Genomic DNA, 26,981 nt, shown 5'->3' on the forward strand with positions numbered 1-26,981 from the left:
TAAAAAGGTGGTGGAGATGGGTGCGCAATCCAATGTGGCGCCAGTCATCATCAAGAAGAAACGTGTGTCAGGTGGCGATGGTCACCATGGTGGCGCGTGGAAAGTCGCATATGCCGACTTTGTCACGGCCATGATGGCGTTCTTCATGTTGATGTGGCTGCTGAATGCAACAACGGAACAACAACGCAAAGGGCTTGCGGATTATTTCTCGCCGACCATTCCCATAAACCCGGTTTCGGGTGGCGGCGATGGGGCCTTTGGCGGCAATAACATGTTCTCTGAGGAAACTCTGGTCATGGACGGGACCGGCGCCAGCAAACGCAGCCCGACGCCCGCGCGACAAGCGCGTGGATCGGTTGGCGTCAGCTCGGACGGCGGCGGAAAAGAAACGGTCGAAGACTTTTCCTCACTGGAATCAGAGCTTATGGGGCGAACCGGCGAAAGCATGGTGTCCGACAAAGTCCTCAAACATATCGTCACCCGCGTGACGGATGAGGGTCTGGTGGTCGAACTCTTTGCCACCAAGGATCAACCTCTGTTCGAATCAGGGACGAACCAACCAACCAATATGCTGCGTGCTCTGACATTGTTGGTGGCCCGATCCTCTGATCTGGTGACAAATGACATGGCGGTCGGAGGGCATGTCGGTTCCTCGCCGGTGGTTCTGGCCAAAAACCCGGCCTGGGATTTGTCTACCTCGCGCGCTCAGCAAGTTCGCCAAATGCTGCAGGACAAGGGTGTGGCACCGCTCAGGTTGGAGCGCGTAACCGGCCATGCCGACCGAAAATTGTCGGATGAAAACCCGATGGCCGCACGCAACAACAGGATCGAGATCATCTTTCTGCGCGGCACCTGAGAATAAAAGGATAGACGGCATTTTACCTGTTAGCGCGCTGTTAAGGCCCAGCGCGTTAGCTGTTGCATCAAGATTTGACGCAACAGAAGGGCGTGCCAATGACAATTTCCTCTTCGCTGAACGCTGGCGTGGCCGCCTTGAAGGCCAACGCAAACCGGCTGGCGACGATCTCGGACAATATCGCGAATTCATCAACCTTCGGGTATAAACGGGTGGAAACTGATTTCCATTCTATGGTCACCTCCGGCCAGGGCGGCAGCTATTCCGCTGGGGGCGTTCGCACCACCAGCCAACGCCTGATCGACCAGCGCGGTTCGCTGGTGACAACCAACAACTCCACCGACCTTGCGGTGCGTGGGCGCGGCATGATGCCTGTACGACCAAGTTCTCAGATCGCGGCCGGTTCGAATGAGATGTTGCTGACCACGACAGGGTCGTTCCGCACCAATGAAGAAGGATATCTGGTCACCGAATCAGGGCTTGTTCTGCTGGGTTGGCGGGCGAATGCGGATGGAACCATCCCTGCGGTTCCGCGTGACACTCCAGCTGCGCTTGAACCCATTCAGCTCAGTGTTAATCAACTGTCGGGCGCACCCACGACGCAGATGAATCTGCGCATGAACCTGCCCGCGACCGCTACGGATGCGGGTTCCCCTGGCGACATGCAACCCTTGTCCGTTGAATATTTCGACAATCTGGGAAAATCCGAAAGCGTTGATATCGAACTCGTCCCTACAGTGCCGGCCACCGGCAGCAGTAACGAATGGACGATGATCATGCGCGATTCAGCCTCGGGCGGCACCATTATCGGTGAATACACCCTGACCTTCACCGATAGCCGAACTGCGGGTGGCACGCTGGCCAGCGTAACTGCGGTCACCGGCGGTGCATATGACCCAGCAACCGGCAGCGTTGTGGTGAACGTGGCCGGCGGCCCAATGGAGATCAATATAGGGGAAATCGGGGATGCCGACGGAATCACGCAACTGTCCGATACATTTGCACCAGTTTCGATCACGCGCGACGGTTCGGCGGTCGGCACCATGACCAGCGTTCAGGTTGACGAAAACGGGTATGTTTATGCGTTCTACGATACCGGCGTCAGCCGACGCATGTACCAGATCCCATTGGCGGATGTTCCGAACCCAAATGGACTGACCGCGCTGGACAGCCAGACCTATGCACCATCCCGGGAAAGCGGGACGTTCTTTCTGTGGAATGCGGGGGACGGGCCAACCGGCGACCTGGTTTCTTTTGCGCGCGAAGAATCCACTACCGATGTGGCGACCGAGCTGACCTCGATGATCCAGACACAGCGGGCTTACTCTTCCAGCGCAAAGGTTATCCAAACGGTGGATGAGATGCTTCAGGAAACAACCAATATCAAACGCTGATCAGGGTTTTGATTCAGGAAAGGGACCTGCAGAATGAATATGTCCACAGCATTGAACAACGCGTTGGGCGGCCTGACCGCCGCCAGTCGCGGTGCGGCGGTTGTGTCCGAAAATATTGCAAACGCATTGACGCCCGGCTACGCGCGCAGGTCTTTGGAACTGGCAACCAACACGATTTCCGGCCACGGCGTGCGTACCGTAGGTGTCATTCGTCATCAGAATCCCGTCCTCACGTCCAACCGCCGGGCCACGGATGCCGATCTGGCCTTCCACACCACCATTTCAGACTTTCACACAAGGTTGGAATCTTTGGTAGGGTCCGCCGATGATCCCGCTTCGCTTGTGGTTCGACTGGCTGATTTTGACAACAGCCTTTTAACAGCGGCAAGCCTGCCGGATTCCAGTGAAAGACTGGACCAGGTTGCGCGCACGGCTCAGGATCTGGCGCGCGGCCTGAACGCAGCATCGGAAGGGTTACGGCAGATGCGGTCCGAAGCTGACCGGACCATTGGCAAACAGGTCGATACCCTGAATCAGACTCTGAAGGACATCGAAGAGCTGAATGCCAAGATCCCGGCCATTAAGTATTCCGGCGCCGATATTGGTGGGCTACTGGATCAACGACAGGTCCTGATTGATCAGGTCAACGAACTGGTTCCTGTAAATGTGATTCAAAGGGACAATGATCAAGTCTCGCTTTATTCTGATGGCGGCTTGATATTGCTGGAAAACACTGCGGCCGAGTTCTCCTTTTCGACAACCGGCGACACCAAGCCCCATATGACCCTAGCAAACGGGTTGTTGTCCGGGCTTGAGCTGAACGGAAACCCTGTCCGCACCAGTGGCGATTTTGCCCAAATTCGCGGTGGTGCCTTGATGGCCCAATTCCAGATTCGGGATGAAATCGCGGTTGAGGCTCAAGTCGATCTGGATGCTGTTGCGCGCGATCTTATCGAAAGATTCGAAACGCCGGGGCTGGATCCGACGGCGCTGGCCACGGATCCGGGCGTGTTCACCGATGATGGCAGCCGGTTTGATCCGGCATCGGTGACGGGATTGGCCTCGCGCATCAGCTTGAACGCAATCGTCGACCCGGACGCCGGGGGAGACAGCTGGAAACTACGCGCCGGGCTGGGGGCAGCCACACCTGGTAGCGCCGGAGATGCCAGCCAGCTGCGCGCCTTCAGTTCAATTCTGAACGACGAACGCCCTGTTGCAGGCTCGGTTTTCGGGGCCGGAAACATGCGCGCCGCCGACATCTCTGAGGCGCTGCTGTCACGGGTTGGCTCGGACGCCCATGTGGCTGATGGGCGGCGGGTGTTTGCAAACAGCGCCAATCTGGAAATGACGGCCATTGAGGCCGAACAGGGCGTCGATACCGATCAGGAATTGCAGCGGCTAATGCAAATTGAACAAGCCTATGCGGCAAATGCCAGACTGGTTTCGGTCGTCGATGAACTTATGGACACATTGTTGAGGCTGTGATGATGAATGTAACCTCTATGGGCGACCTAGCGCGCGGATTGACCCTGAAATCGCGGGCGACTGATATCAAAAATCAGATCGAAACCCTGTCTTATGAGATGTCTTCAGGCAAAGTGCAGGATGTCTCCGGCCATCTGGACGGGGATTATTCCTATCTTCTGGATATGGATCGAAACCTGTCACGCCTGGATGCCTTTCAGGTGGCCACAGCCGAAGCTGGCCTGTTCACCAACGCTATGCAGCTTAGCCTTACAACGGTCAACGACGCGGTGGGGCGCCTGACGTCATCCTTACTGGCATATGGGACCTCCAATCAGGCGGTCACGCATGAGCATGCCTCTGTCCAGGCCAGAAATGAGCTGGATACGGTCATGTCGGCATTGAACACCCGAGCGGGTGGCCGAAGCCTGTTTTCCGGCGTGGATACCGATGTGTCGCCTCTGGCATCTGCGGATACCTTGTTGACCGCGTTAGAGGCTGAGTTGACGGGGCTGACAACACTCACGGACATCACACAAGCTGCGGAAGACTGGTTCAATGATCCTGCGGGTTTCGATGCGGTTATCTATCAGGGCTCAGATACGGCGCTGGCACCGATGAGCATTTCGGAGAATGAAAGTGTCTCTATTCCGATCACTGCGACCGATCCGACGCTCAAAGCCGCGTTGCGGGACATCGCCGTCGCCGCTCTGGTTTCGGACGATAATCTGGGACTTCCCAATGATCTGCGGACGTCCTTGTTTACCCAGTTGGGTGTCGAGCTTGCCAATACGCAGGACGGCACAGTGAACCTGCGGGCGGATGTTGGTTCGGCGGAGGCCCGGATTGAACAAGCCGCCACGCGCAACGCGGCGGCGCGTACAAGCCTGGAATACAGCCGAAACTCTCTGATCGCCGCGGACCCGTATCAAACCGCAGTGCAACTGCAGACTGTCCAATTTCAATTGGAAAGCCTGTATTCTGTCACCGTTCGCAACGCGAACCTATCGTTGGTGAATTTCCTGAGATGAGATTACTTGCCATTCTCCTGATCCTGCTTCCGAGCCTGTCTTTTGCCGGGGCAATCCGGCTGAAGGACCTTGTCGATTTCGACGGGGTGCGCGGCAATGATCTGGTTGGTTATGGTCTTGTGGTCGGATTGAATGGAACCGGCGATGGGCTCAGGAATTCTCCGTTCACCGAAGAGATCATGTCCAATATTCTGGAACGGCTTGGTGTGAACGTGAATGGTGAGGATTTTCGCCCCAAAAACGTCGCCGCTGTTCTTGTGACAGCCAGCCTACCCCCCTTTTCGCGGGTCGGTGGCCAGATTGATGTCACCGTTTCGGCCATCGGCGATTCCAAAAGCTTGCTGGGCGGGACGCTTATTATGACACCGCTGAATGCGGCAGATGGTCAGATCTATGCGGTGGCACAGGGGTCAGTTCTTGCAGGTGGCGCCGTTGCCGAAGGCGATGCGGCTTCGGTCACCCAAGGGGTTCCGACATCCGGCGTGATCCCCTCCGGGGCACGGGTCGAACGTGAAATCGACTTTGAGCTTTCCAATCTGACCCAAATGCGCCTGGCCCTGCGTGAACCGGATTTCACAACCGCCGGTCGGATCGAGCAGGCAATCAATACCGAATTCAAGCGGGCCGTAGCGATCATGCGCGATTCCGGGACGGTCGAACTGAATATTGCAGCGACACAGGCGATCTCGACCGCGCATGCGCTTGGGCGCATTGAAAATATCCTAGTAGAGCCAGAAACAAAGGCGCGAGTAGTAGTCGATCAGCGTTCGGGCACGATTGTCATGGGTCAGGAAGTGCGGATCTCACGCGTGGCAGTCTCGCAGGGCAACCTGACACTGACGGTCGAAGAGGCCCCTATCGCGGTTCAGCCAAACCCGTTCGCACGAGGCGAAACCGTCGTGGTTCCGCGTACCGTAGCCGGTATCGAAGAAGAGGAAGGCACCGGTTTGGCGGAAATTCCCGAGGCCACGACCTTGTCCGAAGTCGTCGCAGGGCTTAACGCTTTGGGTGTCTCACCCCGCGACATGATCGACATCCTGAAAACGATCAAAGCGGCCGGAGCATTACACGCCGAGTTCATCGTTCGATGAAGGGCTATCCCGGCGGTAGGCGCACAGCCCCAAGACCCGCCGGGAATTCACGTCACTTTGATTTCCAACTGTCCAACCATTTGCGGAATCGGTTGCGATGCTCACCGATGGCGTCGCCGGTTGCATACAACCCATCCTCGACACTCTCGATCATCGGATCGATCCGAGCCTGGCGGAACCTGCGCCAGCGCACCCAGATTGCCCAGACAATCGCAAAGAAGACCGTCAGGAAGACGATGTTGAACCAAGGGATCAGACGCGCATCCGGACCATCGACATGTTTGATAAAGACAGCGTTGGGAAAGATCGACATGAACTCATTCCGCCAGCCATAATGCGTCACGGCAACCCAGTCCGGGTCATTTTTGTCCGAGATCGCGTCATTGGCTTCGGTATACAAATTGGCAGTGTCGAATTTGAAATAGGGCGGCCAACCCCAGCTGGTATCTTCGTTGCGATACACAATCGGTTTGCCATTGGCACGTACGGCCTGAATGAACTGTACATCCCGGTTCGACAGACTGGCCGACTGATCATCGGGCTCGGACCAGAAGATCCGGGTCCAGTCGTTCAGGTCCTGCCGTTCTTCATAGGTGTTGACGATCCGAACCACATCCCGTTGCGGCAGAGAATACTGAAGGATTACGGCGACCGTTCCCCAGAAAATCAGAATGAATGCCCATTTCAAATAGGCCATGCTTTACCTCTCACATGTAGTTCACAATGTAGATCAGCGACCCGATCGCTACCCAAGGCACAACATAGACACCCAGGATCAATTTGCGCCGGAAAGAATTGTCATAGACCTGCAGCCCCCGTGCGACAAAGGCTGCCTTGTCTCCGGTTTTGCCCTTTTCGTCCCACCAATGCTCTAGCCTGCGGCGACGCACACTGCGTGAATACAGCGACAGGGCAAAATAGGCCACGGTCTGGATGACCAGCAGGATCAGAAACAGGCGCATCGCTCCGAACATTTCAATCCTTTCCTAACGCGCCCCAGGGACCAACGCGGGCGATAACGGTCTCACTGATCCTGTCTCGACCGCTCATATCCGGCTCATGTCCGAACAGGGCAGCGCGGGCACCCGCCTTGTCCACCTGATACTCACGCGCGAGGAAATCAGCAACATAGGCCTTCTTGGCCTCGGACCAGGATTTGTAGGTGCTATAGAACAGCTCTTTGTGGCAGATGAACATCTGGCGCGGGTCCAGTGGGGCCAATTCGGCCAGCAGCATGTTCACCAGATCACGGTTCGGCGTATCGGCAGCCCGCAGCGTATAGAAATACGCCGAATGATCCGAGGTGATCCGGGGCCACCGCCCGCCATCCGTCGCCCAACGCAATAGCTGCGCCAGCCCATGATAGGCCTCTGGCAACCGATCCGCGTGGGTGCGCGCCAGCCGACGCATATCACTGCGGTTCAGGCCAGTCAGATCGACCCCGGCATCAGCGGCCGCGTCGACGGTCAGGAAGTCCATCTTTTGCTGCAGGATCGCAGCAGCATCCACGCCGCGCGCATTGACGATGGGTTCGACCAGGTCGTTATAGTCCAGGAACTTGGCGATCTGGTTCCGCTGCGACGGGTCAAACGTGTATTTGATGTTCAGATCGTCGGGCTTTTCGCCCATACAGATCGCCGCCGGGTGATCCATGTCTGGAAACAGATACAGCCCGCCGAAATGCGCGGTCCAGAAATTACGCTGTTCAAAGGCAGTGTGGCGCAGGTGGACCGGGTTGCGGGTGACATCGCCGGTTTCCTTGGCCGTTTCGATCATCTTTGCGATCAACACATCATCGAACCAGGCGTCCTCTTCGGTTTTGAACTGCTCGACCATGCCTGCCAGTTGCTGAGCCTTGCGTAGGGTGCCGCCAGCAGTATCGGCCTCAATCTCGATCTTCTGGATGTTGAAAAGATCGCGCGGGGTGCTGAGCTTGATGACCGAGTTCACCAGTTCTCCGGCCACCGCATCGGTGGCGGTCAGAGCGAACAGCTGCGCTTCGTTCATTTCGATGAATTCGCGCAGGATCTCGCGCGAGGTCGAGAATTTGACGTTCAGCAGAGGCGCACGCTTCTGCTCGGTCGTCAGCAGGATGAACTGCCGGTTGACCCCATTGGGGTTGAGGTAGAGTTCGTCCTCCAGCTCAATCCCCACCTCCGGCGAATAGCCCGAGATATCGACATGAAAATCCCTTAGTGCCGTTGTCTTGCCCGCCAGATGCTGCAACGCGCGGTTATACCGCTCGACCAGAGCCGGGCTGGAGATGTGGACGAGATTGCCAAACATCAGGCCTTTTTCGATGAGGCGGATCATTGCACCGCCTCCAACCAAAACTCTTTGGTTTCCATAAGTTTAGCCATTTCAGACTTAATATCTTGAAGCCGCATCCTAGTTAGACGTTCACTTTGTGAGGGCGATAGCTTGTCCTGTATTGCAAGAATAGCATCGATTTTCCGAATGAAGTCAGGAACAGAATCGTCTCTCTTGGGAAGTATGAAATCAACGGATGTATGTACCAATTCCCAAAGATAGTCATGCGTACCTCTTAATCGTCTGCGCAACTCTAAAACAGCTTCATCTATGGTTTTGGTCGCGGCCCCTTGATCTCCAAGATAATAGCTATGCACTTCACCATTACTAATGGTGCCTTCAAAAAAGACATCGTTCGAAAAATGCCAACCCAGCCCCTTAGTACTGGCCTCATCAATTGCCACGATTAATGATCGCAAGTTTTCATTAAGTAATGCTTCTGCCCGATCTTCTTCTCGCTGACGGGCTTCAGCTTCAAAAATAGTGGCTTGAGCAGACATTGAGCGTGCCATGTCTTGAGTGGCTTCGCGTTGCTCCTTCATCTCAAGCCGTGTCAACCGTAGCTCCTCGCGTTGAGCAGAAAGCTCTTGGCTCTGCAACCACACCGTTACGATTATCCAGACGAACGCTAGCGCGCCGGCAAACCCTGCCAGCGTGTCACCAATCTCGTTAGGTCTGGCTACTAAAAAGGCGGAAAATTTCGATTTGCAGTCGTCGGCGGCGGTACAAAACTCCTGCATACCGATCCATAAGCCAAAGAGGAAAATGGCACTAGTTGCGACTACTCCCCAAAACACCGGATGTTTCCAAAAACGGTTCATTCAATAGTCGCCTTCCCCTCCAGATACCGTCGCTTGGCCTCTTCCCTCCGGCCCATCTCGCGGACGGCGTTCTCGATGGCGACCTCGTCGCTCTTGTCGGCATAGCGGAACTCGCTGTCGGCGTAGCGGTTGATCTCTTGTATCACCATCTCGACCGTGATCGGCTGGCGCAGGTCCTCGATCATGGCCTTCTTGGTGTCGTAGTCGCGGAACAGGAACAGGTCGGGGTTTTCCATCCACTCGTCGGGCAGTTCGAAATCCATCGCGCGGACCTTGACCGCATCGGTGATGTTCTTGATCGCGCGGCCGGTGAACCGCTCATCCGCCTGTTGGATCGCCTTGAGATAGTTGCCCATCTTGGCAATCGTGTCCAACTGACCGATATCGCCGGACACCCGGTCATAGACCTGCAATAGAGCCTCTTCATGCGGGCGGGAATGACTTTCGAAACTGGCGGCGACGGCCTTTTTGATCTCCTGTGCGGCATAGGCTTCGTGCTCGCCCAGCGGGATGTCGTGGTTGCGGCCCATCAGCAGGTGCAGGATGTCGATGTAATCCTCGCGCGTCTGCGGCCCGTCGACCAGGAACCGCGCGCCCGCCCGCTGGCGCAGGGCGTCGTCCACATTCTCGGGGTAGTTCGAGAACATGCCAAAGGTGCAGTTGCCCCGAACGACGGTGTTGGCGCCGGCAAAGCTCTCCATCAGCACAGCGGTGATTTCCAGTTGCCCGGCTGACGATTGCCGATCACCGCGCTTGCCCGCCAACTGGTCGATGTCGTCGATGGTGCCAAAGCCGATGACCGAGGGATCGATGATCGAATTGATAAACGCTTTGGCGTTCTGGCCGGATTTGCCCTGATAGCTGTCGATATTGTCGGTGCTCAGGTTCTGATAGCGGAACGGATAGCCGGCGTTCTGGCAATAGTCGTTGATCAGCCCGGCCATCATCTGGATCAGGGTGGTCTTTCCGGTGCCCGGTTTGCCGTCGCCCATGAAAGTAAAGATGAACCCGCCAAGCTCGGCGAACGGGTTCAGGCGGCGGTCGAAATCATAGGCCATCACCATCTTGGCCAGCTTCATCGCCTGATATTTGGCGATGTGGTTGCCGACCACCTCGTTCGGTTTCTTGAACGTCATGGTCAGGGTGGTGGATTTGGCTTTGGACGCTGGCTCGAACCCTCGGATCGTCAGATCATCAGCCTCTATATGCCAGGCGGCGTTCTGGAACGGGGCCAGATGGCCTGCGGACTGGGCGCGCAGGGCGGCCTTGTCCATCAGTTGCTCGGCATAGGCGCTGGTGGCCGCGATCAAATGCGCATCATCGGGCGCGTGTTTGGCGAGGGTTTGGTCCAGCTCCCACAGCGCGCCGTGCAGGGCGAGCTGGCCATTGTCGGTCAGAACTTCTTCGATTTCCCCGACATCAACTGTGGTCTCGCCCAGATGTGAGGACATCAAATAGGCCAGTGCATTGCCGAAACTGTGCGAGGTGATCAGCGCCTCGGCCGTCAGCAGTTCCGAAAACTCAGTTTTTCGCGCTGCAGGCAGGTCTCCGGCCAGATTGGCGCGTTTGAGATCAGCCAGCGGGGTCTGTTCGGCATAGGCTTCAGACACCGCCAGAGCGATGGCGATCGCGCGGCGAATGGCCTGTTGTGTGGTGGCCTGCGGGGGTGAAACCAGCGTATCGCCGTCATCTGACGCCTCGATCCGTTCCACCAGATGCACCCCGTCGGCCCGCACGGTCCGCCGTGTCACCAAACCTGGCGTGGTGGACCGAAACCGCCGACCTGTGGAGACGCCCGGCGACCTCTCAACCGCGGCCTCAACCGCTTTGGCAATCCGCGGCGCGTGCTCGAACCCGTTCAGCAAGGCGGTGGCCGCGGTGTAGTGCTTGCGAATATCGTCTTCGCGCAATTCCATCTGGTCTGACGTCAAACTCATCTCAAAATCGCCTTTACTGTCTTCAATATCTCAACACCTGCCCGGTCTTGCTGACGACGAACTTGCGCACGTCGGCAAAACCCGGCGGGTTGCGCTCGGCCAGTACCTGGAACGGGCGCTGGGGCAGAATGATCGAGCGCTCGGTTTGCGTCGCCCCCGTCTCGGCTCCCTGCCCGCCGAATGGGTCCAGCGCAAAGACCTCGCGGTCTACGGTCCCGAACCAGCCCGAGCGTTCCTGAATCACATCCTCGCTTCGCAGCGCTTCTGTGGTCCAGGCCAAGGCCCAATCCTGACCCGCAGGGGATTTCGCATCCTCCAGCACCTGCCGCAGCGGGCCGGATTGCTCGGTAAAGGCCGAGGAATACATTGGCCCCACATGAATGCGGCGCAGGTGTTTGGGATGCAGGTCGTCGAAATCCTGATCAAAGCCTTTGGCAATGGTCACCAGTTTCAACCCACCCAAGGATTGCGCCATCAGATGCGCCTGCACTTCGGGCCAGCGGCGTTGATCTTTGGGCAGGGCCGTGCGCCCCGAATCCTCCAACTCCATCAGGTAGATGACCGGCAGGTTGATCTGGCTGTCGTACACGGCCCAGTGGATCAGGAACCTGCGCCGCTCGCCCTCATTGCCAATCCAGTGACATTCGGGATCATTACGGGCCCAGAACAGCTCACCCTTCAGCAATTCCTCGTAATAGAGCCTTTGGGACAGCGCGAATTGCAGCTTGGTCGGGATCTCCCGGTCGCTGATGATGGTGCGCACCATGTCGGTTTTCAGCTCATCCTCGGACGGCATGTTCGCCAGATGCACCTGCGCCTGCTGCGCGTCATTGGCCATGGTCAGCAGCTCGGCCGCCACTGGAAAGCCGCTGTCGCGCTTGTCCATGGCGAGGCTGCCAAAGAACCGCCCCGTATCGCGCCCGACCAGCAGGTATTTCATGCTGAGCGCACGGAAGGTATAGAGCAGCCCCGAGAGATAGCGCGACACAATGCGCACCTCTTGTTTGGAAATCGCGCCCTCAGCCTGCATCGTCGCGGCCACGCGCAGGAGGTGAACGGTGATCACCTCAAATTTGCGGAAATAGCGACGCGAGGCGAACGTGTCGGTCAGGCCGACGTGGTCTTGGGTGGGGTTAAGGTCACTCATTCACGTTTGCCTGCGATTGACGCTTCTGTTTTCTTAATAGAACGAGAGCCCACATTACGGCCACGACGCCCGCCAGCATACTGGGAGTGCCAAGCAAAAACGCCAAATGGTAGGATACACGAGCTATGAACATTCCAAAGCTGCCCTGTGCAAACAAAAGCCCGGACAAAAACGCCGCCAAAATAGGCCAAAAAATCATCGCTATACCGAACCAGAGTATTCTGAAGCCGACGACCTTGGGTCTTTGTTGAATTTGTTCAGTCAACGGTTCCGTTCCACAAACGATGAGCCGAATGAGAAAGGCTGGCGACCACAAGAACGACGGCCACCCATCCAAACGGTCCGCCTAGAACGGCGTACATCACTGAGAACACAAGCCAGAAACTGCCGAGAACGATCCACCAAAACCAGTTCTCTGGAGCCACCAGAAATGTAAAAAGCTCCAGCAGTTCCAAGATCAACCCCCATACAAATTCTTATCATGCTTCTCGACAATCGAGGAGAACCGGCGGGCAAAGCGTTCGTCCGCCTTGGCCTTTTTCTCCAGCACGTCGCGGGCAAAGACCATGTGGTCCTCATGCGCCTCGAGCATGTCGGCCATCTTCTGGTTGGTCGCGGTGCCGATCGAGGCCATGGCGGTTTGCGCCTCTTGGTCGGTCTGCACGCCGATCTCGTTGATGCGGTGGGCCACGTCCTGCTGCTGCGCGGTTTTCAGCGATTTGGTCAGGGCGTCATACAGCACCACGCGCTGTTGCGTGTCTGTCTGCAGCTTGTTGATCAGCACCATCTGCGTCGCCGCCTGGTTCTGCAGGGAATCGACCCAGGTCTTGCCCTTTTCGATATAGCGCTCAAGCGTTTGGCTTTTGGCCAGCTTGACCTGCTCTTCCTGAACCTTGGCGTTGTATTGCTTGTTCAGCTCAGCCAGTTCGGTCTCCAACTGGGTGCGCGCGGCGGCGTCCTGTTCGACGCTGATCTTGTTCTCCAGCGTGATGATCGTCGGGTCCATGCCCTGAATTTCGGCGCGCAATGCCTCCAGCTCGGCCACGGTGGCCTCACGGTCGTCCAGCGTGCCGGTCAGGTTGTTTTCAACCTTCACGCGCTGTTCTTCCAGCACCGACAGCTGCCCTTCCAGCAGTTTCACGATCACGTCGGATTTGGCGATCAGGTCCTGCAGCTTGTCATCGATACTGGCTGTGCGCATCCGCTCCTGCCGCATCGATTCAGATTTACCCTTCGAGAAGATACCAACAAACGTCTCCCACCCGGATTTTGAACGCATCTCGTCAAAATCCTTAGAGAATGCGCTGGTGACGTCATCCAGACCCATGATCAGCTCGGCGATATTGGCGTTCATGACTTCGGTATGGGCGTGCACATCTTCCAAAGTGGCGTTCTCGATATCGATATCCGCCTCGGCCGTGCCAATCTTGGCCCGTGCAGCCTCAATCCGCGAGGTCAGCCCTTGGATCTGCGACTGGCTTTCGCGCACTTTCGTCTGTGTTTCTTCAATCAACGCTTCGAATTGCTGGTTCGACATCTCTGCTGTCCCCTGTTTTCTTTATTTACCCAATAAGATAGGGAATGTTATGTTCACTTACATCCCCTTGAGCCCTCAAATCACCGAGACTTTTACAATTTCGTATCGAAAAAGATAGGCCACGCAGGCGAGATATCTGCACTCTGCAACGATGAATTTGATCAAATCTGGATTGATCCTGCCCGCCGAGTGGACATAGACAAATGCGACGCCACCTGTTTGGGTGCGCGCAAACCCTTTTCTGCCGGAGTCCGACCCATGCTGGATACTACGACCGACCTGAAATCCATTCTGAAAAACCCCGATCTGCTGGTGACCAAGGCCTATATCGGCGGCCAGTGGGTCGATGGTGACAATGGGACGTTTTCCGTCACCAACCCTGCACGGGGCGATGTGATCGCCGAGGTCGCCGACCTGAGCCGCGCGCAGGTTGCAGGTGCCATCGCACAGGCCGAGGCCGCGCAAAAGGAATGGGCCAAGCTGACCGGCAAGGAACGCGCCGTGATCCTGCGCCGCTGGTACGATCTGATGATGGAAAACGCCGAGGATCTGGGCAAGATCCTGACCGCCGAACAGGGCAAGCCGCTGGCCGAAGCCGTGGGTGAGATCGGCTATGGTGCCTCGTTCATCGAGTTTTTCGGCGAAGAGGCCAAGCGCGTTTATGGCGAGACTATTCCAGGTCATCAGCGCGACAAACGCATCATGGTGCTGAAGCAGCCCATCGGCGTTGCGGCCTCGATCACGCCCTGGAACTTCCCCAATGCGATGATCACCCGTAAGGCCGGGCCGGCGCTTGCCGCCGGATGCGCCTTTGTCGCCCGGCCTGCCGCCGAGACACCCTTGTCGGCGCTGGTTCTGGGCGCATTGGCCCAGCAGGCAGGCATCCCCGCCGGTGTGTTCAACGTGGTGCCCTCGTCGCGCGCCAGCGAAATCGGCAAGGAATTCTGCGAAAACCCCGGCGTGCGCAAGCTGACCTTTACCGGCTCAACCGAAGTCGGGCGCATCCTGCTGCGGCAGGCGGCGGAACAGGTGATGAAATGCTCGATGGAGCTGGGCGGCAACGCGCCGTTCATCGTATTTGACGATGCCGATCTGGATGCCGCCGTCGAAGGCGCGATGATGTGCAAGTTCCGCAATAACGGCCAAACCTGTGTCTGCGCCAACCGCATCTATGTGCAGGCCGGTGTCTATGACGCGTTTGCTGCCAAGTTGAAGGCCGCGGTCGAGGCTCTGAACGTCGGCGACGGCCTGAACGAAGGCATCACCACTGGACCGTTGATCAATGATGACGCCGTTGCCAAGGTGCAAGAACACATCAAGGACGTAACCGACAAAGGCGGCCAAATCCTGACCGGTGGCCTGCCGCACGATCTGGGCGGCACCTTCTTTGAGCCGACCATTGTCACCGGTGTGACGCAGGACATGCTGGTGGCGCAGGACGAAACCTTTGGCCCGCTGGCACCGCTGTTCAAGTTCGAGGATGAAGACGACGTGATCGCCATGGCCAATGACACGATCTTTGGTCTGGCCTCGTATTTCTATGCCAAAGATCTCAGCCGCGTTTACAAAGTGGCCGAAGCGCTGGAATACGGGATCGTTGGTGTGAACACCGGCATCATCTCAACCGAGTTGGGCCCGTTCGGCGGCGTCAAACAATCCGGCTTGGGCCGCGAAGGCAGCCATCATGGCATGGAAGACTATCTGGAGATGAAATACATCTGCCTGTCGGTCTGATCCGCCCAAACCTTCGCTGTACAGCTGGCCGTAAAGGCAACGCCCCGCGTCTGGAGGAACGCGGGGCGCATGGTGCGGTAATCCAGAGAGGAACGATTACCGCGGCGTGGTGACTGACTGCCTCAGTTTACGGCTTTGGCGTCAACCACATCCTTTTCGATGGCCTTGCTGGACGAAATCTCGATCCGGCGGGCTTTCAGCGCTTCGGGCACTTCGCGCTTGAGATCGATATTCAGCATGCCGTTCTCATGGCTGGCACCGGTGACACGAACGTGGTCGGCAAGGGCAAAACGGCGCTCGAACGCGCGGGTGGCGATGCCGCGGTGCAGATAGCTGCGATCTTTGTCTTCTGCAGTTTTCTTACCGGCGACGACCAACGAATTCTCTTTCACTTCGACCGAAAGATCGGCCTCGGAAAAACCGGCAACTGCAACCGAGATACGATAGGTGTCGACATCGGTTTTTTCGATGTTGTAGGGCGGATAGCTGGGTTGAGCCACATCATTGGTCAGAACGCGATCCATCATGTCAGCGATCTGGTCAAAACCTACGGTGGCGCGGTGCAGCGGTGCAAAGTCAAATGTACGCATATGTCGTATCCTCATGTTTGAGCGATGAACGTAATGCCCTCCGATCGGACGGGCGTTCGATTGTCTCAGGCCCCGTTTGCGGCGGCCCGATACATTTGACATGGGAAACGTTCTGGTCGAGTTCAACCCCCTCCGGAGCTGATGAATTTCGCACCGGTGTCCGACTTGCCTGATCCCACCTGCAATCGCTTTATTGTCGCCTTTGGTTTAGGGGCATCCCGGCGCAGAGTCGCCTTCAGATCGGCCACAATTTCCTGCAATTCCATGCCGAATCCCACTTTCTGCCGACCATCCGTACCAACTGCAGAGACTACTGAAAGTATTTGCCAGCGCGGACCGTTTCGCGCCAACAGGGCCGAACCCGAGGACCCAAAGGTAATGTCGCAGTTGAATGTGATCAGGCCCTGATAGCGCTGCAGGATTTTGCAGGACCGTTCCCGCGTAATCGCATTCGATCGGCCCCGACCATACGATGCAAGACTGACCTCATCTCCCGCCACGCGCCCGTTATGCAACGCAAAGGGATCGGCCACGGAATAGGGGATCGGTTGATCCAGCCGCATCAACGCGACATCAACGCGCACGGCATCGGGCGACAGTTGAGCGAAACGTGTGTAATCCGGATGTGCCGCGATCTGCACCACCTTGCGATCTGCCAACGCAGTTCCGTCGCTTAGCCCTGCCCGAAAGGTTACCTGCCCCGGCCCATAAGGTTGACCGGTTCTTTTGTCCAAGGCGCAATGGGCCGCGGTCAGTACCAGATCCTGTGCGATCAACGTACCCGTACAAAACCCCTCGGAGCCGATATCCAGGCGGCCGACGGCCTCCCAGCCATATAGGTCATCGCGGTCGGTGAGTTTGCGTTTTGCACTTTGCGCCTGGGACATCGTTGTCATCATAGCCAGGCATAAAAACAGGCTTGCCCAAAATCGCATCATGGCCGGACGAACCTGGCGCCAATATGACGGCTTGCCGAATCGCCGGTTTCCGAGCCGCTGAATCCGCGCCCGGCGGACAGTTCACTCCGCAGCAAAGGCAACGAAACCTCGACCGCGGTACCTATGGCCACAGGCTCGCCATTGAATTCCGCCTTGGCCGCCACGACCGAGACGATCCGTGGTCTTTCGCCCTCGAACGCAAATACCGGGGCGCCGGAGGATCCAAACTCGACATCACAGGACAGGACAAGAACCTCGGAAACGCCGGTCACGACCGAGCAGACCTCTTGCAGTGATGGCGCCTCGGCGCGGTCCTTCGCATAGGACACAACCCCAACTTCCTGTCCGCGAACGGGCCGATCGCCGGTATCAAATGGAATGACCGAGGTACTGCGGATTGGCTGCCATAGCTCGATCAGCGCAATATCGCTACCGATCCGGTTGGTCGGGGTTTCGTCGTCGTAAAAGTAATCGGGGTGAATCACCGCCCTGCGCGCCGCACGATAGGCTGATGCCCGACCCAGACGCCAGGCGGCAAGAAATTCGACCTTAGACAGGTCAATACGTTGGCCTGTGGCCTTATCATAAAGACAATGCGCTGCCGTCAGCACCTGGTTCTGCGCAATCAGCGTCGCGGTGCAAAATGCTTCGCCGTCAATATTCAAGCGCCCGACAGCCATCCAGGCCCGCCCGGCATCGGTGGTGTCCAGACTCTTCAGCCCGCTATCCTGCGCCGTTGCAGCCATCGGTATGAGTGCCAGCGCCAAAGCCTTGATCCAGTTTCTCAAGCGGTTCTCCGGCGTTGCTTTCGGCATATGTTCATAGCTGTCAGGTACGGCGAAAATAGGGCATCGACAGTATAGCACGTTTCCCGTTCTACCTGATGCAGCCCTGCATCAGGTAGCTAACGCAGGATCGGCACGGCCGTTCCCACCTCATGACCCTGCTGCATCGCACGCGGCAATGGCCCGCCGGTGGACCAATCCAACAGCTCGACCGTATGCAAAATAGGTATCTGCGTGGCCGAACCGATCTGCATCATGCAACCAATATTGCCTGCAGCGATAACATCGGGGTTCTTAGCCTCAAGCGTCCGAACCTTGCGTTGCTTTAACTGACCCGAGATTTCGGGCTGCATCAGGTTATAGGTCCCGGCGCTGCCACAGCACAGATGGCTGTCTGAAGGCTCTAACACGGTGAAACCCGCGTTCTTCAGCAGGTCTTTGGGATGGTTTTTGATCTTTTGCCCATGCTGCAAAGAACAAGCGGCATGATAGGCGACGGTCATGCCCTTGTGCTGGCCTCCGGGCAGGTCCAGCTGCACCAGCAATTCGCTGATATCCATGGCAATCTCCGAAACCCGCGCGGCATCTGCCGCCAAATCCTCGTTTCGGAACATGTGCCCGTAATCCTTGACGGTCGTACCACAACCCGAGGTGTTGATGACGACGGCATCCAGCCCCTGGCCATCGATCTCATTGGTCCAGGCCTGTATATTGGCCGCCGCCGCTTTGTGGCTGTCAGCCACCTTGCCCATGTGATGGGTCAGCGCACCACAGCATCCCGCGCCTTTGGCCACAACGACTTCGCAGCCCAGCCGGGTCAGCAGGCGAATCGTGGCATCGTTGATATCCGTGTTCAGCGCCTTTTGGGCGCAGCCTGTCATCAGTGCCACGCGCTTTTTCGGCGCTCCTTTAGGGGCAAAGCGTTGCGGGTCATCGTTGCGGCTGACCGGAGGGATATGTTTTGGTGCCATCTCCAGCATCGCCCGCAGCCGCGCATCCGGCATCAGAAACCGAAAGGGACGGCCCAGCTTGGCCCCGATCAGGGCCCAGCGAAACCGCGTCGGATAGGGCAGAATCTGCGCCAGAACCCAACGCAGAAGGCGATCGGTCAGTGGGCGTTTGTAGTTTTGCTCGATATACTCGCGCGCGTGATCGACCAGGTGCATATAGTGAACGCCCGACGGACAGGTGGTCATGCAGGCCAAACAGGACAGGCAGCGGTCGATATGTTTGACGGTTTTCTCATCCGGGACACGCTCATTCTCAAGCATGTCCTTGATCAGGTAGATCCGTCCGCGCGGGCTGTCGAGCTCATCCCCCAGCACCTGATAAGTCGGGCAGGTGGCAGTACAAAAGCCGCAATGAACACAGCTGCGCAGGATCTGGTTCGATCGCTGGATCGCCGGATCCTGCAACTGTTTTTCGGTGAAATCTGTCTGCATTACCCTACCCCATGAGCCCCGGGTTAAACAGCCCTCGGGGGTCGAATTTCGCCCGAATGCCTTTTATTAGAGCCTGTGTAGCTACACTCTCAGGCTGGAACCGGCCCAGCCGCTCGACCATTTCCGCATCGCCGCGCACAAGGGTTGCATGACCAGAAAAAGTGCCAAGACGCGCCCGCAAATCGGTTCCCGCAGGAAGACGCAGCCAGATCAGACCCCCGCCCCAGTCGTAGAGCACCTGTTCAGCCTCGGCCCGCGCCGCGATCATCGGGGCGTCACCGGGTGTGACAGACAGACGCCACACGTCGCCAGTCTTGCCCCGGAACGCGTGAACATCGCGGATCGCCGTCCACAGCGTTGCCGGTTCATCGACATTTGCGATCTGGCCGAACTCAGACAGTTCGGATGTCAGCCTCTCGGTTCTGTAAGCGACGGAATCGGCAAAACCTTCAACTCTAATCAAGGCTTTTTCGCTTTCTGGGTCATAAGCTGCGCCAGTGACCTCGAACGGAGATCTAAGCGCGGCGGACAGCGTTTTTATCGCTACATCTGCATCAGATACGGTCACTGACAGGGTTGCTGTGTGATCCGGTTTGGGCAGGACTTTCAGCGATACTTCGGTCAGCACACCCAACGTTCCCCAGGACCCACACATCAGCTTGACCAGATCATAGCCAGTGACATTCTTCATCACCCGCCCGCCATTTTTGATCACCTGCCCGGTGCCATCGACATATCGCACCCCCAGCAAGAAATCGCGACATGCGCCTGCCTGAATTCGGCGTGGCCCGGAAATGTTAGCAGCAACCACACCGCCGATTGTCGGCTCGCCTTCGGTGTCCAGCAAGCCGCGGTGGTCCATCGGTTCAAAGGCCAGTTGCTGGCCCTCGGCGTCTAATGCGGCCTCAACCTCGGCCAACGGTGTCCCGGCCTGCGCAACCAGCGTCAGGGCACCGGGTTCATACAGTGTGATGCCGGTCAGCCTGCCGGTCTCAATCACTTCGTCAGGCCCCGCGATACCACGGGTGCCGCCGCCGGCGATACGCACGGCGCCTGTCAACCCGGCCACCATCTGGGCCAGTTCAGTTTCTGACGTGGGTTTCATCATATTTCTCTTTGTTAGAGCCTATTTGCAGCCATTTGCGGGTCGCGACGGGATTCGGAGGCATCCAGCGGGAACACTTTGGCGGGGTTCAGCAACCATCCTGGATCGAACACATCCTTAACCGCCATCTGCGCCTCAAGATCGGCAGGGGCATATTGATGATGCATCAGATCGCGCTTTTCAATTCCCACACCGTGCTCGCCGGTCAGGCAACCGCCCTCATCCACACAAAGTTTCAGGATTTCCGCCCCGAACGCCTCACATTTTTCGAGGTCGCCGGGTTTGTTGGCATCAAACAGGATCAAAGGGTGCATGTTCCCGTCGCCGGCATGGAATACATTTCCAACCGGCAGGCCGAACTCATCGCTCAGCTCACCAATCCGGCGCAATACGGCGGGCAGCGCCGATACCGGGATGGTCCCATCCAGGCACATATAGTCGTTCATCTGCCCCATGGCGCCAAAGGCCGATTTGCGGCCCAACCAGATCCGGGCGCTTTCATCCGCCGACTGGCTCTCGCGCAGCTCGACCGGATCGTGGCGTTTTGCAATCTCGACAATCTTGGCCAGCTGGCTGTCGATCTCGGCCTCCGAGCCTTCGACCTCGACAATCAACAATGCTTCGCATTCCGGATACCCGGCATGTGCAAAGTTTTCGCAGGCCTGAATGCACAGGCGATCCATGAACTCAATCGCAACAGGCAAGATACCGGACTTGATGATGTCCGAAACGCATTGGCCTGCGATTTCATTGTCATCAAACCCCATCAGGACGGGCCGTGCGCCTTCTGGCTTGCGCAGGATGCGCAGGGTCGCTTCGGTGACGACGCCCAGTTGCCCTTCGGACCCGCAGATCACCCCCAGCAGGTCAAGACCCGGCGCGTCCAGATGAGCGCCACCGATTTCGACTACGCAGCCATCCATCATCACCAGGGTCACACCCAGCAGGTTGTTCGTGGTCACCCCGTATTTCAGGCAATGCGCCCCGCCGGAATTCATCGCGATATTGCCCGCAATCGCGCAAGCCAGTTGCGACGACGGATCGGGGGCATAAAAGAAATCCTCTTCCTCGACCGCGCCGGTGACACTCAGGTTGGTGCGCCCAGTCTGGACCTTGATGAATCGGTTGTCATAATCAACCTCTAGCACGTCGTTCATCCGGGCCACGCCCAGTATGACGCAATCAGCTGTTGGCAGCGCGCCCCCGGCCAGCGACGTACCCGCACCACGCGGTACCACCGGCACGCCTTCGTCATGGCAAATGCGCAAGATATCCGAGACCTGCTGCGTGGTCGAAGGCAAAACCGCCAGCATCGGCGGGCATCTATAGGCGGTCAAAGCATCACATTCATAGGCGCGTGTCTCGGCCGGGTCATGAATGATCGCGTCGTCCGGCAGAACCCCCGACAGGCGCGCCACCACCGCATCTTTGCGACGCAAGACATCAGGGCTTGGCTTTGGCATTTCCATGGCAGGCTCCTTGGTTTGGTAAAATAATATTACCAATTTGTCAGTATGGCAAGTTCCGACTTCCGGAAGTACTGTCACGGCCATGACCTGGATTGACCGCGCCGCTCTGTTTGCCCCTTTGGATTTTGCCGCCATAACGCTGATGATGGGGGCCTGGCTGTGCCTTGGGTGGATGATCGAAAACCCGTCGCCAAAGAAGCGGTCAGTGGCCTTGATGATGGATGAGTATCGCCGCGACTGGATGCGCGAGATGGTCACCCGTCAGCCAAGGATGTTTGACGCGCAGGTCGTGGCCACGATGCGGCAAGGCAGTACCTTCTTTGCCTCGACCACGATGATTGCCATCGGTGGTGGCCTGGCCCTGCTGGGCAATACCGAGCGTCTGGCCGGAGTCGCCAGTGATCTGGCCATCGGCAGCTTTCCAGCCCTGGTGTGGGAGATCAAGATACTCGCCGTCGTGCTGCTGCTGGCCAATGCCTTTCTGAAATATGTCTGGGCGCATCGTCTGTTCGGCTATTGCGCGGTACTGATGGCCGCGGTCCCGAATGAGCCCGAGGATCCCATCGCCTATCCCCGCGCCACGCAATCGGCCGAGATCTGTGTCACCGCCGCCCGCAGCTTTAACCGCGGGCTGCGCTCTACCTATTTCGCACTGGCCTTGCTTGCATGGTTTTTGGGGCCACTCGCGTTGATCGTCGGCACAGTTATCACTGCAGGCCTGCTTTACCGACGCGAATTCGCCTCGCAATCCCGCGCGATCCTACTGGCACAGGCAGACAATACGCCGTCGTGATCTAATGCCATGGCTGTGGCGTTACTGCGCCGCCTTTAGTTCTTCCTTGTTGCGAGCAGGTTTTCGTGTGGGTCGAAACGAATTTTTTGATCAACGCACAATGAATTGCCGATTTAAGCCCAAAATGCCGATTGCTGCGCCTCAATCCAATGATTACTTATCGTTGGTAACGGCGCTCGTTACTTTTTGGTCGCTCACCAAAACCAATCACGGCGCTGATTTCTGAAGGAATCCTAGAATCCTAACGCTGTGAGCGCTGCACGTGTTGTGTTTCTTGCCTCACCCTTAGGAAGGGGAAAGGCCGCGAAAAAATGATCAAGTGACGCGTCCGGGCGACGCCTGCGGGCGCAATCAGCAAATCTACGGCCGTCTTCTATGTTTCCATTCGCCTGATGGGCCATAGCCGCTAACATATCGATGAGGAAATGCGCGCCGGGTGTGCGTGCAGACAGATCCCCCCAATGCGCGGCCTCTTCCCATTGGCAACTATTGATCCGTGCCCATGCTTTCATACCGTGCATTCCATAGAGCAACGGGTCTAGCGGGCTGAGGCGCGTCGCCAGATCTGCACGTTGGTCAATGTTATCACTGACACCGTTCAACGCTTGCACTAGACCGAGCGAGTAGTGACCCTGCGCATAATTTGGATTTAGCGAAACAGCCTGTTGCAAGTAATGCAACGCGGTATCCAAATCTTGCTGAATCCAATAGCTACGCCCAAGCACAAAATTGGAAAACGGGTCATCGGGGGCCTGTTCCATTGCCCGTTCAGCAGCAGATAAGGCATCCTGAGCGGCAACACCGCGATCGGCGCCGAAACCGGTAAACGCCTTCTGGAAAGAAACGAAAGAAAGCCCGGCATGGGCACGTGCAAAATTGGGCGCACGGGCAAGAGCTTCTTTGAAATATCTGGCAGACAAAGCGTTGTCTTCTTGGGTGAACCGATAAATGTGGTTTAGTCCAAGGTGGAAAAAGCTCCAGGCGTCGAGGGATTCAATATCCTGCCGTCGGGCCTCGGCGGCCTGATGGCGCGGAACATGGAGTTCGACCGCCGCTACTACAGAATTGGTGACATCGGCCTTGATAGAAAAAATGTCATCAATCAGGCCAGTGTAGCGATCAGCCCAGATCACTTGTCCGGAATCCGCAGCAGCAAGCACCGGAGACACGGTCAGATTTGGTCCGTTAATCTCGACGCTACCCGACAGCACATATCTTACATCTAACTGCTCGCGCACACTTTGCGTGTTTGCAACGCTACCGAGTTGGAAACTTGAGGCGCGCGCAATGACCGTCACCCACTTTGTCAGCGACAACGACACAATCAATTCATGTGCAAGGGCCGGAGCGATCACCCTAGCCTGATCTGTTTCTCCAAAGGCCTGAAACGGCAACACGGCAATGGATGGAGCGACCCCTTCATTGATGATCAGCGTCTCTGCGAGGTTTGCGTCGACCTTTTTAGTCACCGGCAATTCGAACCGAAAGCCCTGTCCCCGGATCGTGCGGATGATGCTTTGCGTTTTCCCGTCATCCCCCAAAGCGGCACGGGCAGATCGGATACGGCTTGCAATAGCGGCGTCTGAAATTGGTGCGCCATTCCAGATTTTGGTGACAATTTCGTCCAATGTCGTCACGCGCGAGCCGTTTTGGACCAATAAGCTCAGCAACAGGAAAACTTGCCGTTCAAGATGAACGCCTTGACCGTCCGAATACCGCAATTCAGCGGCAGCGTGGTCCAGCTCAAAATTGCCAAAACAGAATTTCATGAAAGAAATCTATCAGAAGTCGCGGAATTCTACACCATTTCTACAAGCTGTCTGCAAGCTTGTGCGCGAACCATCGGGCAAAGTCAGTACATTAATGCAGAACATCATCCATTCAAAGAGGGGCCAGGAAAGTGATTTACGCAAATATCAACGAAACAATCGGACAAACGCCGGTAGTCCGGATCAACAATCTGGCACCCGATCACGTAGAGCTTTTTGTCAAAGCCGAATTTTTCAACCCCGCAGCATCTGTCAAAGACAGGCTAGCGCTTAGCATTATCGAAGAGGCCGAAAATAGCGGTGCACTAAAACCGGGCCAAACGGTTGTTGAGGCAACCAGCGGCAACACCGGGATTGGTCTGGCGATGGTGTGTGCTGCAAAGGGCTATCCATTGGTGATCGTAATGGCGGACAGTTTTTCCGTCGAACGGCGGCGCCTCATGCGGGTGTTGGGGGCGAAAGTGGTGCTGACACCGCGGGCCGAAAAGGCGATGGGAATGTACAACAAGGCGGTGGAGCTGGCCGAGGCCAACGGTTGGTTTCTGGCCCGTCAATTTGAAACGGACGCGAATGCAAAAGTTCATGAAATGACAACAGGTCCTGAAATTATCGCAGATTTCAAGGACAAGCCGCTGACACACTTTGTAACGGGATTTGGCACAGGAGGGACATTGACCGGAGTCGCGCGCGTGCTGCGTCGCGAGTCACCCGATACCCGGATTATTCTGACCGAACCCGAGAATGCCGGACTCGTAGGAAGTGGGATTGCGCAGGATCGCAATTCTGATGGCAGCCCTGTCGCCGGTCATTCGGCTTGGCAACCACACCCGTTTCAAGGTTGGTCACCTGACTTTATCCCGGCTGTGTTGCAAGAAGCTTTGGACAATGGATCATTTGACGAACTGATGCCTGTCGCCGGTCCTGGCGCGATCAAAATGGCACAGCAGCTTGCCCAGAAAGAGGGCATTCTGACGGGGGTGTCAGGTGGCGGCACGGTTCTGGCAGCACTGCAAGTTGCTAAGACCGCCCCTGAAGGATCCGTTATCTTGGCGATGTTGCCAGATACGGCTGAACGCTATCTTTCGACGCCTTTGTTTGACGACATCGAGGCCGAGATGACCGACGAGGAACGCGCGATTTCCCTGTCCACACCAAGTGCGCAAATGGCGGGCGAGTAATGGACAGAATGCTGCATCAGGAAGAAACACTCGACCCGGAAGACTGGGAGGCCATGCGTGCCACGGCGTACCGCATGGTGGATGAAGCTGTGTCTCGGCTTTCCAATGTGCGCGAATCTCCTGTTTGGCAAAACATGCCAGACAGCGTGCGCGCGACATACAAAGAAGCGCTACCGAGATCGGGAATGCCACTTGATACAGTCTTTGAAGAGATGAAAACCAACTTGCTGCCCTATCCAATGGGTAACATCCATCCCAGGTTTTGGATGTGGTATATGGGTGCCAGCAATTTTACCGGCGCTCTCGGCGACTTTTTAGCTGCCATTCTGGGGTCAAACCTCGGCGGTGGAAATCACGCCGCAGCTCTTATGGACCAGCAAGTAGTGGACTGGCTCAAGACCATGGTCGGGTTCCCGGCTGGTGCAAGTGGAACTTTGACCAGTGGTGGCTCCGTAGCCAACCTGATAGGCCTCACGGTTGCGCGCAACACAGCGCTCGGCCAGAAAACCATCAGGGAACATGGGGTCGGCGGTGCCAAGCTGGCGTTTTATGCGTCCGATCAGGTTCATGGCTGCCATCTGACTGCAATGGAAGTGCTGGGCCTTGGATCAAATTCCCTGCGGTGCCTGCCATCCCGATCAGACTTTACGATGGACGTTACAGCCTTGCGTGCACAGATTGCCGAAGACCGCGCGCATGGCATCCAGCCAGTCGCCATTATCGCAACAGCTGGAACTATCAACACCGGCGCAATTGACGATTTGTCCGCACTCGCAGATGTGTCCCGGCGCGAAGGTCTCTGGCTTCACGTGGACGGTTGCATCGGAGCACTAGCCGCTATTGCTCCTAAAAACGGAGATAAGCTAAACGGTCTGGACAAAGCTGACTCTGTTGCGCTGGACCCACATAAATGGCTGCATGCACCGTTTGAAGTTGGCTGTTGCGTGGTCAAAGACAAATCGCAACATGTTGATACTTTCGCACTTAGCCAGTCATACTTGGAGAAGGAACCACGTGGCGTCGCCGCAGCCGATTGGCTACATGATTTTGGCATTCAGACATCGCGCGGGTTCCGGGCGCTTAAGGTTTGGATGAGCCTGAAGGAGCATGGTGTCGAAAAATTTGGTCGGCTGATCGACCAGAACATCAACCAAGCAGAGTATCTGGCGGATCGCATCCGAGTGGCACAGGATATCGAACTATTGGCCGATCCTATGTTGGACATCGTGTGCTTTCGCATTTGCCTGCCCAATATGACGGAATCCAATCTCGAAGCCCTCAACCGAGAAGTCATGCTGCGACTGCAGGAAGATGGGGTTGCGGCGCTCTCTGACACGAGAGTTGGTTCAACTTATGCGCTGCGCTGCGCCATTTCCAATCACCGAACGCAACTGAGTGATTTTGACATACTTATAGAGCAAATAGAGGAATTGATCCCGACATGCAGATCGACCTTGCCCGATAACGAACCATACTGAAGCTATTGGTTGTGCGAGCAAACTACGTTTCATGTGTTGCTCTGATACTATAGTGATTGCAACTGGTTGCATAGAAGTTGCCCACGTGCTGTTGGCGATCTGGCAGCACTAG

The 26,981-nt window shown here is 56.9% G+C and carries 25 protein-coding genes; 9 read left to right on the plus strand and 16 right to left on the minus strand.

Going from position 1 to position 26,981, the window contains the following annotated elements:
• Positions 1-16 precede the first annotated feature (16 nt).
• The 5 genes from AC2FH6_RS17565 to AC2FH6_RS17585 all read left to right on the plus strand — a co-directional run bounded on the left by AC2FH6_RS17565 (position 17) and on the right by AC2FH6_RS17585 (position 5,836).
• Positions 17-856, plus strand: a complete 840-nt coding sequence (locus AC2FH6_RS17565) for a flagellar motor protein MotB (RefSeq protein ID WP_496703071.1) — start codon at positions 17-19, stop codon at positions 854-856.
• A gap of 98 nt (positions 857-954) precedes the next feature.
• Positions 955-2,250 carry a flagellar hook protein FlgE gene (locus AC2FH6_RS17570; protein WP_271950842.1) on the plus strand — a complete coding sequence of 432 codons (1,296 nt, stop codon included), beginning with the start codon at positions 955-957 and terminating at the stop codon, positions 2,248-2,250.
• 33 nt (positions 2,251-2,283) lie between these two features.
• Positions 2,284-3,735, plus strand: coding sequence for a flagellar hook-associated protein FlgK (gene flgK, locus AC2FH6_RS17575; RefSeq protein WP_496703768.1), 1,452 nt, complete (start codon positions 2,284-2,286; stop codon positions 3,733-3,735).
• Positions 3,735-4,745, plus strand: a complete 1,011-nt coding sequence (locus AC2FH6_RS17580) for a flagellin (protein ID WP_496703769.1) — start codon at positions 3,735-3,737, stop codon at positions 4,743-4,745. Before flgK ends, AC2FH6_RS17580 begins: the two co-directional genes overlap by 1 nt.
• Positions 4,742-5,836 carry a flagellar basal body P-ring protein FlgI gene (locus AC2FH6_RS17585; protein WP_496703770.1) on the plus strand — a complete coding sequence of 365 codons (1,095 nt, stop codon included), beginning with the start codon at positions 4,742-4,744 and terminating at the stop codon, positions 5,834-5,836. The genes AC2FH6_RS17580 and AC2FH6_RS17585 overlap by 4 nt, the downstream gene beginning before the upstream one ends.
• Positions 5,837-5,888: 52 nt before the next feature.
• Here the strand turns inward: AC2FH6_RS17585 and AC2FH6_RS17590 are convergent, their stop codons facing one another.
• The 9 genes from AC2FH6_RS17590 to AC2FH6_RS17630 are packed head-to-tail and all read right to left on the minus strand — an operon-like array spanning position 5,889 to position 13,588.
• Positions 5,889-6,533 carry a DUF1523 family protein gene (locus AC2FH6_RS17590; RefSeq protein WP_496689870.1) on the minus strand — a complete coding sequence of 215 codons (645 nt, stop codon included), beginning with the start codon at positions 6,531-6,533 and terminating at the stop codon, positions 5,889-5,891.
• Between the two features lie 10 nt (positions 6,534-6,543).
• Positions 6,544-6,810, minus strand: a complete 267-nt coding sequence (locus tag AC2FH6_RS17595; RefSeq protein WP_496703771.1) for a hypothetical protein — start codon at positions 6,808-6,810, stop codon at positions 6,544-6,546.
• Position 6,811: 1 nt separating this feature from the next.
• Entirely contained in the window at positions 6,812-8,149 is a 1,338-nt protein-coding gene (locus AC2FH6_RS17600) for a DUF6638 family protein (protein ID WP_496703772.1), read from the minus strand.
• Positions 8,146-8,967 (minus strand): hypothetical protein, encoded by an 822-nt coding sequence (locus AC2FH6_RS17605; RefSeq protein WP_496703773.1) that lies wholly within the window; start codon positions 8,965-8,967, stop codon positions 8,146-8,148. Before AC2FH6_RS17605 ends, AC2FH6_RS17600 begins: the two co-directional genes overlap by 4 nt.
• Positions 8,964-10,904: an AAA family ATPase gene (locus AC2FH6_RS17610; protein WP_496703774.1), complete on the minus strand. Its 1,941-nt coding sequence runs from the start codon at positions 10,902-10,904 to the stop codon at positions 8,964-8,966. The genes AC2FH6_RS17605 and AC2FH6_RS17610 overlap by 4 nt, the downstream gene beginning before the upstream one ends.
• A gap of 22 nt (positions 10,905-10,926) precedes the next feature.
• Entirely contained in the window at positions 10,927-12,051 is a 1,125-nt protein-coding gene (locus AC2FH6_RS17615; protein WP_496703775.1) for a hypothetical protein, read from the minus strand.
• Positions 12,044-12,316 carry a hypothetical protein gene (locus tag AC2FH6_RS17620; RefSeq protein WP_282022195.1) on the minus strand — a complete coding sequence of 91 codons (273 nt, stop codon included), beginning with the start codon at positions 12,314-12,316 and terminating at the stop codon, positions 12,044-12,046. Before AC2FH6_RS17620 ends, AC2FH6_RS17615 begins: the two co-directional genes overlap by 8 nt.
• On the minus strand, positions 12,309-12,506 hold the full coding sequence (locus tag AC2FH6_RS17625) for a hypothetical protein (protein ID WP_496703776.1): 198 nt from the start codon (positions 12,504-12,506) through the stop codon (positions 12,309-12,311). The genes AC2FH6_RS17620 and AC2FH6_RS17625 overlap by 8 nt, the downstream gene beginning before the upstream one ends.
• A 2-nt stretch (positions 12,507-12,508) precedes the next feature.
• Positions 12,509-13,588: a coiled-coil domain-containing protein gene (locus AC2FH6_RS17630; RefSeq protein WP_282027276.1), complete on the minus strand. Its 1,080-nt coding sequence runs from the start codon at positions 13,586-13,588 to the stop codon at positions 12,509-12,511.
• A gap of 258 nt (positions 13,589-13,846) precedes the next feature.
• Between AC2FH6_RS17630 and AC2FH6_RS17635 the strand changes: the two genes are divergently transcribed.
• Complete coding sequence (locus AC2FH6_RS17635) at positions 13,847-15,322, plus strand: NAD-dependent succinate-semialdehyde dehydrogenase (RefSeq protein WP_142638358.1); 1,476 nt, start codon at positions 13,847-13,849, stop codon at positions 15,320-15,322.
• Positions 15,323-15,444: 122 nt separating this feature from the next.
• On the opposite strand, the gene AC2FH6_RS17640 is transcribed toward AC2FH6_RS17635, so the two are convergent.
• From AC2FH6_RS17640 to AC2FH6_RS17665, 6 genes are all read right to left on the minus strand, one after another.
• The gene (locus AC2FH6_RS17640; RefSeq protein ID WP_142638359.1) at positions 15,445-15,912 is read right to left on the minus strand and encodes an Hsp20 family protein; all 468 of its coding nucleotides are present in this window, start codon (positions 15,910-15,912) and stop codon (positions 15,445-15,447) included.
• A 122-nt stretch (positions 15,913-16,034) separates the two neighbouring features.
• Complete coding sequence (locus AC2FH6_RS17645) at positions 16,035-16,799, minus strand: trypsin-like serine peptidase (RefSeq protein WP_496703777.1); 765 nt, start codon at positions 16,797-16,799, stop codon at positions 16,035-16,037.
• Between the two features lie 47 nt (positions 16,800-16,846).
• Positions 16,847-17,638, minus strand: a complete 792-nt coding sequence (locus AC2FH6_RS17650) for a trypsin-like serine peptidase (protein WP_281973552.1) — start codon at positions 17,636-17,638, stop codon at positions 16,847-16,849.
• A gap of 116 nt (positions 17,639-17,754) precedes the next feature.
• Positions 17,755-19,077: a glycolate oxidase subunit GlcF gene (gene glcF / locus AC2FH6_RS17655; RefSeq protein WP_496703052.1), complete on the minus strand. Its 1,323-nt coding sequence runs from the start codon at positions 19,075-19,077 to the stop codon at positions 17,755-17,757.
• 4 nt (positions 19,078-19,081) lie between these two features.
• Positions 19,082-20,182, minus strand: coding sequence for an FAD-binding protein (locus tag AC2FH6_RS17660; protein ID WP_496703778.1), 1,101 nt, complete (start codon positions 20,180-20,182; stop codon positions 19,082-19,084).
• Positions 20,183-20,196: 14 nt separating this feature from the next.
• Positions 20,197-21,651 (minus strand): FAD-linked oxidase C-terminal domain-containing protein, encoded by a 1,455-nt coding sequence (locus AC2FH6_RS17665; RefSeq protein WP_496703779.1) that lies wholly within the window; start codon positions 21,649-21,651, stop codon positions 20,197-20,199.
• Positions 21,652-21,733: 82 nt separating this feature from the next.
• Between AC2FH6_RS17665 and AC2FH6_RS17670 the strand changes: the two genes are divergently transcribed.
• The gene (locus tag AC2FH6_RS17670) at positions 21,734-22,444 is read left to right on the plus strand and encodes a DUF599 domain-containing protein (RefSeq protein ID WP_496692691.1); all 711 of its coding nucleotides are present in this window, start codon (positions 21,734-21,736) and stop codon (positions 22,442-22,444) included.
• A gap of 233 nt (positions 22,445-22,677) precedes the next feature.
• On the opposite strand, the gene AC2FH6_RS17675 is transcribed toward AC2FH6_RS17670, so the two are convergent.
• A complete protein-coding gene (locus AC2FH6_RS17675) occupies positions 22,678-24,213 on the minus strand; it encodes a winged helix-turn-helix domain-containing protein (RefSeq protein WP_496703780.1) in 1,536 nt (511 codons plus the stop codon).
• Between the two features lie 131 nt (positions 24,214-24,344).
• On the opposite strand from AC2FH6_RS17675, the gene cysK reads away from it, so the two are divergent.
• The gene (gene cysK, locus AC2FH6_RS17680; protein WP_496703781.1) at positions 24,345-25,391 is read left to right on the plus strand and encodes a cysteine synthase A; all 1,047 of its coding nucleotides are present in this window, start codon (positions 24,345-24,347) and stop codon (positions 25,389-25,391) included.
• On the plus strand, positions 25,391-26,869 hold the full coding sequence (locus AC2FH6_RS17685) for a pyridoxal phosphate-dependent decarboxylase family protein (RefSeq protein ID WP_496703782.1): 1,479 nt from the start codon (positions 25,391-25,393) through the stop codon (positions 26,867-26,869). Before cysK ends, AC2FH6_RS17685 begins: the two co-directional genes overlap by 1 nt.
• Positions 26,870-26,981: the final 112 nt, after the last annotated feature.

Source organism: Ruegeria sp. CDSC045 (assembly GCF_059610725.1).

What these genes read in the sequence shown, in the direction of transcription:
- AC2FH6_RS17590 (WP_496689870.1), bottom strand. Translation starts at nt 6,533, where the DNA reads ATGGCCTATTTGAAATGGGCATTCATTCTGATTTTCTGGGGAACGGTC.
- AC2FH6_RS17595 (WP_496703771.1), bottom strand. Translation starts at nt 6,810, where the DNA reads ATGTTCGGAGCGATGCGCCTGTTTCTGATCCTGCTGGTCATCCAGACC.
- AC2FH6_RS17610 (WP_496703774.1), bottom strand. Translation starts at nt 10,904, where the DNA reads ATGAGTTTGACGTCAGACCAGATGGAATTGCGCGAAGACGATATTCGC.
- AC2FH6_RS17630 (WP_282027276.1), bottom strand. Translation starts at nt 13,588, where the DNA reads ATGTCGAACCAGCAATTCGAAGCGTTGATTGAAGAAACACAGACGAAA.
- AC2FH6_RS17580 (WP_496703769.1), top strand. Translation starts at nt 3,735, where the DNA reads ATGATGAATGTAACCTCTATGGGCGACCTAGCGCGCGGATTGACCCTG.
- AC2FH6_RS17635 (WP_142638358.1), top strand. Translation starts at nt 13,847, where the DNA reads ATGCTGGATACTACGACCGACCTGAAATCCATTCTGAAAAACCCCGAT.
- AC2FH6_RS17640 (WP_142638359.1), bottom strand. Translation starts at nt 15,912, where the DNA reads ATGCGTACATTTGACTTTGCACCGCTGCACCGCGCCACCGTAGGTTTT.
- AC2FH6_RS17615 (WP_496703775.1), bottom strand. Translation starts at nt 12,051, where the DNA reads ATGAGTGACCTTAACCCCACCCAAGACCACGTCGGCCTGACCGACACG.
- AC2FH6_RS17570 (WP_271950842.1), top strand. Translation starts at nt 955, where the DNA reads ATGACAATTTCCTCTTCGCTGAACGCTGGCGTGGCCGCCTTGAAGGCC.
- AC2FH6_RS17665 (WP_496703779.1), bottom strand. Translation starts at nt 21,651, where the DNA reads ATGGAAATGCCAAAGCCAAGCCCTGATGTCTTGCGTCGCAAAGATGCG.
- AC2FH6_RS17660 (WP_496703778.1), bottom strand. Translation starts at nt 20,182, where the DNA reads ATGAAACCCACGTCAGAAACTGAACTGGCCCAGATGGTGGCCGGGTTG.
- AC2FH6_RS17685 (WP_496703782.1), top strand. Translation starts at nt 25,391, where the DNA reads ATGGACAGAATGCTGCATCAGGAAGAAACACTCGACCCGGAAGACTGG.
- AC2FH6_RS17670 (WP_496692691.1), top strand. Translation starts at nt 21,734, where the DNA reads ATGACCTGGATTGACCGCGCCGCTCTGTTTGCCCCTTTGGATTTTGCC.
- AC2FH6_RS17675 (WP_496703780.1), bottom strand. Translation starts at nt 24,213, where the DNA reads ATGAAATTCTGTTTTGGCAATTTTGAGCTGGACCACGCTGCCGCTGAA.
- AC2FH6_RS17605 (WP_496703773.1), bottom strand. Translation starts at nt 8,967, where the DNA reads ATGAACCGTTTTTGGAAACATCCGGTGTTTTGGGGAGTAGTCGCAACT.
- AC2FH6_RS17600 (WP_496703772.1), bottom strand. Translation starts at nt 8,149, where the DNA reads ATGATCCGCCTCATCGAAAAAGGCCTGATGTTTGGCAATCTCGTCCAC.
- glcF (WP_496703052.1), bottom strand. Translation starts at nt 19,077, where the DNA reads ATGCAGACAGATTTCACCGAAAAACAGTTGCAGGATCCGGCGATCCAG.
- AC2FH6_RS17585 (WP_496703770.1), top strand. Translation starts at nt 4,742, where the DNA reads ATGAGATTACTTGCCATTCTCCTGATCCTGCTTCCGAGCCTGTCTTTT.
- flgK (WP_496703768.1), top strand. Translation starts at nt 2,284, where the DNA reads ATGAATATGTCCACAGCATTGAACAACGCGTTGGGCGGCCTGACCGCC.
- AC2FH6_RS17565 (WP_496703071.1), top strand. Translation starts at nt 17, where the DNA reads ATGGGTGCGCAATCCAATGTGGCGCCAGTCATCATCAAGAAGAAACGT.
- AC2FH6_RS17645 (WP_496703777.1), bottom strand. Translation starts at nt 16,799, where the DNA reads ATGTCCCAGGCGCAAAGTGCAAAACGCAAACTCACCGACCGCGATGAC.